8 protein-coding genes are annotated in these 6,836 nt (G+C 44.1%); 6 read left to right on the forward strand and 2 right to left on the reverse strand.

What is annotated here, in order from left to right:
- The first annotated feature begins 52 nt into the window (after positions 1-52).
- Positions 53-595 (forward strand): heme NO-binding domain-containing protein, encoded by a 543-nt coding sequence (locus ACTBZS_RS11390; protein WP_463044208.1) that lies wholly within the window; start codon positions 53-55, stop codon positions 593-595.
- Positions 558-1,934, forward strand: coding sequence for an ATP-binding protein (locus tag ACTBZS_RS11395; protein WP_463044209.1), 1,377 nt, complete (start codon positions 558-560; stop codon positions 1,932-1,934). Before ACTBZS_RS11390 ends, ACTBZS_RS11395 begins: the two co-directional genes overlap by 38 nt.
- A gap of 13 nt (positions 1,935-1,947) precedes the next feature.
- On the opposite strand, the gene ACTBZS_RS11400 is transcribed toward ACTBZS_RS11395, so the two are convergent.
- On the reverse strand, positions 1,948-3,591 hold the full coding sequence (locus tag ACTBZS_RS11400; protein ID WP_460430092.1) for a methyl-accepting chemotaxis protein: 1,644 nt from the start codon (positions 3,589-3,591) through the stop codon (positions 1,948-1,950).
- Between the two features lie 185 nt (positions 3,592-3,776).
- Here ACTBZS_RS11400 and ACTBZS_RS11405 point away from each other — a divergent pair, with 185 nt between their 5' ends.
- Genes ACTBZS_RS11405 through ACTBZS_RS11420 form a run of 4 tightly spaced genes read left to right on the forward strand, consistent with a single transcriptional unit; the run spans position 3,777 to position 6,571 of the window.
- On the forward strand, positions 3,777-4,046 hold the full coding sequence (locus ACTBZS_RS11405) for a PepSY domain-containing protein (protein WP_022653241.1): 270 nt from the start codon (positions 3,777-3,779) through the stop codon (positions 4,044-4,046).
- A 53-nt stretch (positions 4,047-4,099) separates the two neighbouring features.
- Positions 4,100-4,648 carry a cytochrome b/b6 domain-containing protein gene (locus ACTBZS_RS11410; protein ID WP_463044210.1) on the forward strand — a complete coding sequence of 183 codons (549 nt, stop codon included), beginning with the start codon at positions 4,100-4,102 and terminating at the stop codon, positions 4,646-4,648.
- Positions 4,620-5,300, forward strand: coding sequence for a response regulator transcription factor (locus ACTBZS_RS11415; protein WP_460430094.1), 681 nt, complete (start codon positions 4,620-4,622; stop codon positions 5,298-5,300). Before ACTBZS_RS11410 ends, ACTBZS_RS11415 begins: the two co-directional genes overlap by 29 nt.
- Complete coding sequence (locus ACTBZS_RS11420) at positions 5,285-6,571, forward strand: ATP-binding protein (protein ID WP_463044211.1); 1,287 nt, start codon at positions 5,285-5,287, stop codon at positions 6,569-6,571. The genes ACTBZS_RS11415 and ACTBZS_RS11420 overlap by 16 nt, the downstream gene beginning before the upstream one ends.
- 34 nt (positions 6,572-6,605) lie before the next feature.
- Here ACTBZS_RS11420 and ACTBZS_RS11425 read toward each other — a convergent pair.
- On the reverse strand, positions 6,606-6,836 hold a 231-nt coding region (locus ACTBZS_RS11425; protein WP_463044212.1), incomplete at its 5' end, for a hypothetical protein.

A 6,836-nucleotide genomic window follows, 5' to 3' on the forward strand; every position in this document is an offset into this window, starting at 1 on the left:
GAGCATTTTTGTTATCGTGCTAAAGGCAATGACAACCAGCATGGAGAGCCAGATGAAAGGCGTCGTATTTACAGAGTTTTTGGAAATGGTCGAGGCACGTTTTTCGGCTGATTTGGTCGATGATGTGATTGATGCGGCTAACCTGCCATCGGGTGGGGTATATACCGCTGTAGGCACCTATCCCCATGAGGAAATTGTGGCGTTGGTGTTGGCGCTGTCACAACAAACAGGGTTGAGCGTGCGAGATCTGTTGTTGGCGTTTGGTGAACATCTATTTGGTCGTTTTGTGCAGGGGTATCCTGCTTTTTTTGTCGGTGTAACCGATGCTTTTCAATTTTTAGCTGGTATTGAAGACATTATTCATGCCGAAGTATTAAAATTGTATCCTGATGCTGAGTTACCGCGCTTTATCATAGAACACCACGACACCACAAAACTGCAATTGCTCTATCATTCTGGTCGGCATTTTGAAGATTTAGCAGAAGGTTTGATGCGCGGTTGTGTGGCCCATTTCGGTGGTGAAATTAACATTAGCCGTGAATCTATCGGAGAAGGCGATGCACGCCGTGAACGCTTTATGCTCACCCGTTGTTAAATCGGGTACCACTCAGGATGAAGTCAGCCGCCTCACGCGGCGGCTTGAACGTGAACGCGCGGCACGCAAACAAGCAGAACAATTATTAGAGCAAAAAAGCCTACAGCTGTATCACATCAACCAACAGTTACAGCAATTAGCCACCAATCTTGAACAGCAAGTGGCGGAACGAACCGCAGAATTAACACAAGCTTTAGAACGCGCAGAAGCGGCGACCCGCGCAAAAAGTGAATTTTTGGCCATGATGAGCCACGAAATTCGCACGCCAATGAATGGCATCTTGGGCATGACACAGCTGTTGGAATTATCACCGCTGTCGTCTGAACAACAGCAATGCTTAGAAACCATTCGCAGCAGTGGTGATGCCCTATTGGTTCTCATTAACGATATTCTTGATTTTTCTAAAATTGAGGCTGGCCGCTTAGAACTGGAGCAAAGGGCGTTTGACCTACGCAAAGAGCTACAAAGCACACTTGACTTATTTCAGCCGGCTGTTCACCAAAAGAATCTACACCTCAACGTGGCCATCAAGGGTGAACTGAATCACTTGGTGATAGGTGATAGCACTCGCCTGCGCCAAATTCTCTCTAATCTACTCTCGAATGCCATCAAGTTTACTCCACGTGGTCAGATTCAAGTCCATGCAGAATATGTTCTCTCTGAACATGCGGTGGAATTGCGGTGTGCGGTACAAGATAGTGGAATCGGTATCCCACCAGAAAAGCAAAGCCGTTTATTTCAAGCTTTTACTCAAGCCGATGCTTCAACCACTCGGCAATATGGTGGGACTGGTTTAGGGTTGGCGATTTGTGCTCGACTGGCAGAGGCAATGCAAGGTTGGATTACCGTTGAAAGTGAAGCTGGCGCCGGGGCCACTTTTCGGTTTGCGGTACGGTTTGGGATTGGTGAAGCGTTATGCAGTACAGCGCCTAGCATGGTTCAAACAGAGTCGATGGCCACGCAGTCGGTGCGCGCATTGGTGGTCGATGACAACGCTGTCAATCGCACTTTAACAGTCGCTTTGTTGGCTAAATTAGGGATTCCTGCTGATACTGCGGTCGATGGGGCGGTGGCGGTGGAACAAGTACAGCAACATCAATACGATATTGTGTTTATGGATATGCAAATGCCGGTGATGGATGGTATCTCGGCAACACAAGCCATTCGCCAATTACCATTAGCCATACAACCGTATGTGATCGCTTTAACTGCGAATGCGTTTGAGAGTGACCGTGAAATTTGTTTGCAGGCAGGTATGGACGATTTTCTCTGTAAGCCATTTCGATTAGACGATTTGAAAAAGAAATTGGCCGCTTTTCAGCGGCCAACAGCGGTATAGATCCAATGAGAGCTTAGAGTTGGAAGTGTTTAATCAACTCGCGCAGTTGCGCTGCCACCTGTTCTAAATCTTTTGCTGAGTGCATGGTGTGGTCCATGGTGCCACTGATTTCCTGCACGGTTTGGGCCACAGTTTCAACCCGTTCTGAAATAGCATTGCTGGCAGCATTTTGTTCACGAATGGCGTGCGCCATCTCTCGCACATGGTCGAGTGTACGCAATGCGCCCTGTTCGATTTGATGCAGCGACTCGGCGGCGGCTTGTGCTAAATCAACCCCCTGTTTTACCTCCGGCAACGCGCTATCCATTGAGGCAACGGCTTCGCCGGTTTCTTTTTGGATGCTGCTAATCATCTGCTCAATTTCAATGGTTGCCGAGGAGGTTCTTTCTGCGAGTTTACGCACCTCATCTGCCACCACTGCAAAACCTCGACCTTGTTCTCCGGCCCGAGCTGCTTCAATCGCGGCATTCAATGCCAACAGATTGGTTTGGCCTGCAATATCCTTAATTACATTTGCAATCGAAGAGATACGATTGGCCTGTTCATAAAGATTGCGAATTCGCTCAGAACCACAGGCAACGGTACTTGCAATGCTTTGTATGGCCACGGCTGCCTGATCGACACGCGCCTTGCCTTGTTTCGACAAGTTGGCGGCGGTACAGGAATCGGCCTCGGTTTTCTCTGTGCTGTCTGAGATATGACTCGACGTGGCGGTCAATTGTTGAATGGCTGCTGCCATCGAATTGGTTGCATCGGCTTGGTCATCGGTATTTTTGGCTAATTGCGTCGATGCAACATGAATTACTTTTGCATGCTGAACCAGCAAATCGGCATTATGATGAATATCCGTCATGATGTTGCGTAACGATTGCACCATGCTGGCGAGGGCATGGACAAGGCTGCCGGGCTGAGTTTTGCCGAGATCGGCATTCAGTTGGCCTGCTGCGACCTGCTGCATGATCTTTGTCGCCCAAGCAGGTTCTCCCCCCAACTGGTTTAATACACTCTGTGTGACCAACCAACAGATGCTACCAATCAGCAACAACACTGCCGCAGCAATACTGCCTTGGTAGAGCAAGGCTTGGTGAAAGGCCTGTTTGACTTCATCGATATAAACCCCAGTGCCAACAATCCAATTCCATGCCTGAAATTTTTGGGCATATAACAATTTTGGATAAAGCGTTGGGTCGTTATTGCTCTTGACGAAGTGGGTGTCCATGTAGGTTTTGGTTTGCTGTTGTAACAGCTTAGCCAGTTCAAGGATGATTTTCTGGCCATTACCATCCTCGATTTTTTCCCCCATCGGCTTGCCTTCCCATTCGGGTTTCAATGCGTGCATCACACTGACCCCCTCGGGCGTCCAGATATAGAAATAGTCACTTTTTCCATCTGGACCATTAAAGCGGATTTGGCGGATGGCTTCTTTGGCTAAGCTTTGCGCTTGCTCACGGCTTAGCCGGCCACTGCTTTCTTGGGCATAGTAGTAATCAAGGATGTTGTAAGCCCCTTGGGTTAACGCACGAATTTGTGCCTTACGCTCCTCTAACATCAGCGTTCGGACATGCAGTGCCGAGACCGCTGCGAGCGTAAGCACGCCAAACAACGCAATTAACACCACCAGCCATAGCCGAATCCGCAAAGAAAATTTGTTTAACATAGTCAATCACGATACAAAATTGCGAGTAATGAAGTATAGATGAGGCTTTTTCTGCTTGCTGTTAAAAATTTTGGTCTTGATGATATTTCTTCGCTGCTTGTGACCTACTTAAGTTAGGTTTGAATCTCTCCCTGTCTAATGGTCCCTGCCGAACTTGTGGTAATGACCTCGATAGGGAGAATGTAATGAAGAAACTGTTATCTGCTGTTGCTGTGGCGTTGTTGTCTGGTGTTGCTGTGGCTGGCCCAACCTGTACCCAAGCAGAACCAAGCACTTGGCAAAATCAGGATAAGTTCCAAGCACAATTGGTTGAGCAAGGCTATCAAATTAAGAAATTCAAAGTGACCGATGGTAATTGCTATGAAATCTATGGCAAGAACAAACAAGGTCAGAAAGTGGAAGTCTATTTCAATCCTGTTGATGGTAAAGTTGTGAAAACCAAGACAGAATCCTAATTGATTTCAACGAAAAAGCCAGCTGCTGCTGGCTTTTTCTATAGAGAACGATAATGCAAAATAAAGTATTGGTATGGGACAAATGGGTTCGTACCTCACATTGGCTAGTCGCAGGGCTATTTTTCATTAACGCATTTTTAACTGAAGAAGGCGATGAAATTCACCGTTACTTAGGTTATGCTATTTTAGCTATTATGTGTATTCGCTGGATATGGGGCTTTATCGGTACTCAGTACGCAAGATTTTCCTCTTTTTTCCCTACGCCACAACAGATTATATTACACATTAAACATATTCATGATGGAGAAAAGCATGGTTTAGGGCATAATCCCTTAGCTGCCATGATGATTTTTGCTCTATGGGGTGTAATGTCAGCCTTAATTGTTAGTGGCTGGATGATGACATTAGATCAATTTTGGGGTGAGGAGTGGGTTGAAGAGTTACACGAATGGCTAGTTAACATGATTTATGTCATGGTTTTTATTCATGCGACAGCAGCTATTCTTGAAAGTTTTTTGCAAAAAGACAATCTGATTGCTGCCATGATTCATGGTAAAAAGAAGGTGAAACTTAATGAACAATCCAGTAAAAGAGAAGTATAAGCTATTTCTATTAGAAGACGATCCAATCTTAGGTGAAAGCTTATTAGATGGTTTATGGGATGCGAATTTTGAGGTCACTTGGTGTCAGGATGGATTGCAAGGTTTAGCGCAACTACAAAACAATCATGATTATCATGTGCTGATTTTAGACTTGGGTTTGCCTGGGTTGGATGGTGAAGTGTTACTAAAAACATTACGTCAATATAAAAACGCCATTCCCACATTAGTGCTCACCGCTCGTGGCCAATTAGACAGCAAAATTGAGTTGCTGAATGCTGGAGCAGATGATTATTTAGCTAAACCGTTTAATTTGGCAGAGTTGATTGCGCGACTACAGGCATTGATTAGACGAACCCACAAAAAGACAGTGAGTTATATCGTATGGCGTGATTTGCGTATGACCCATGATGCTTCTATGGCGTGGAAAGCAGAACAACCTTTGTTGTCGAGTGCCATTCTATTGCGTCTGCTGCATGCTTTTATGACACATCCGCAACAAATATTGTCTTATCAACAACTCAATGATTACCTGTATGGTAATGCAGTGGAGCATGACAGTAATCCGTTGGCTTCGCATTTATCACGGCTTAGGAAAATGTTAGGTGACACCTACATAGAAAATATTCGAGGTGAAGGGTGGCGGCTCAATTAAAAAAACACTCTATTCTATTGAATCTCAGTGTCAATATTTTTCTTGGAATTATGATTGCTACCTTTGTGATGTTAGCTTTGGTGGCCAGACAGGTTAGTCACGAAGTGGATGAAATCATAGAAACTCGTCTAGTTGAAGCGGCGCGATTTTATCAACTATTACCAAAACAGGTTCTGATGCAAATCCCAAGTGATTTGGTTTTAGATAAGGATTATTCTTTATTCGCCAAGTATAGTTTATACAATATCAAAACCAAGCAGCTGATAGCTACCAATCAATTTCCACCTTTCCCGATTGATGCCACCGGAAAAATTGATCTGGCTGACACTTCTTGGCAAACACACAGTGAAATTAAAAACGATCAAAAAATCATCGTCGCTATCTCGTTAGATGTGCGTAATTATCTTGCTGCAGATGTAGCAAAAGATGTTTCACCTGTAGTGATGATTTGTTTATTGTTGTTGGGCATTGCGATGATTTTTGGTGTATGGCGCGGCCTTGCACCATTAAGGCTATTTTCTCAAGAAGTGGCTTGTCGCCCAGGTGACGACTTATCTGCTTTTACGATGCCTGTACCGAAAGAAATTGAAGTATTGCCACAGGCTTTGAATCAACTATTGATTAGAATCGCTGAATTTAGACAGCGAGAACAACGTTTTGTTGCTGATGCTGCGCATGAGCTCCGCACCCCTTTGGCAGGGATTTTATTGAGCTTAGATGTGATAGAAACTACACAACGCCAAGAAGCAAAACAACGTGGTCTACGTAATATTCGTTTGTCTACTCAGCGTGCTCACCGTTTGGTTGAGCAATTGCTCTTATTAGCGCGTGTTGATAGTCAGGTGATGACGCTTAAACAAAATAGCTTAATTGAAGTGGTGAAAAATAAATTACAAGAAATTAAGTGTGATGGCGGGATAAAAATCGATTTTTCTACTTCAGATGAAATAGATTATCCGGTTCAACTCGATGAAGATTTGATTGCTGTGATGTTGAGAAATGCTATTGACAATAGTGAGAAATATGGTGCTAGTATGGTACAGGTTTCTGTCAATAATAATTGTCTCACCATAGAAGATAATGGGCCTGGGGTGTCCCAAGATGTATTAGCAAACCTTGGTAACCGTTTTTACCGTCCAGCTGGTCAAAAAATAAGTGGTTCTGGTATTGGTTTATCACTTATTAAAGAAATTGCTGCTCTGCACCATGCTGAGGTGAACTTTTCCTCCCCTGCTGGTTTTTCGATTACCATTCAATTTCCCTCTGTTTAATGATGTTAAAAATCAATTATCGAAATTTTTTATTTCAAAAGCCAGAAAAAATAGCCTTGCTTTGCACACTGTTTTTTATCGTGGTTTTTAACATTTCTTTTTGGCAGCATCTTTCTGCTTGGTTGAGTCCGATGGGGCTCGATGAGTTCACCGTTATCTTAATGGTTTTTTTGCTGATTGGTGCTGTTTTATATTTGGTTTTTTGTTTGTTGCTTATTCCATTTTTGTTTAGACCAATTGTGCTTTCTCTGTTGATTGCAACATC

The organism is Aquaspirillum sp. (assembly GCF_055136605.1).